Raw genomic sequence first — 213 nt, forward strand, 5'->3', positions numbered from 1 at the left:
GTTGTTGGAGAAGAACAGGTGTCAGAGTAACTGTTGACATCTTGACGGTATCCAACCAGAAAGCCACGGCTAACTACGTGCCAGCAGCCGCGGTAATACGTAGGTGGCAAGCGTTGTCCGGATTTATTGGGCGTAAAGCGAGCGCAGGCGGTTTCTTAGGTCTGATGTGAAAGCCTTCGGCTTAACCGGAGAAGTGCATCGGAAACCAGGAGA

1 rRNA gene is annotated in these 213 nt (G+C 52.1%); it reads left to right on the forward strand.

Annotated features, from left to right (window positions below):
- Positions 1-213: ribosomal RNA gene (locus CBI42_RS12380) — 16S ribosomal RNA — on the forward strand; the annotation flags it as partial.

Origin of the sequence: Streptococcus sp. KR, from assembly GCF_002238115.1 — a bacterium.
Lineage (GTDB): Bacteria > Bacillota > Bacilli > Lactobacillales > Streptococcaceae > Streptococcus.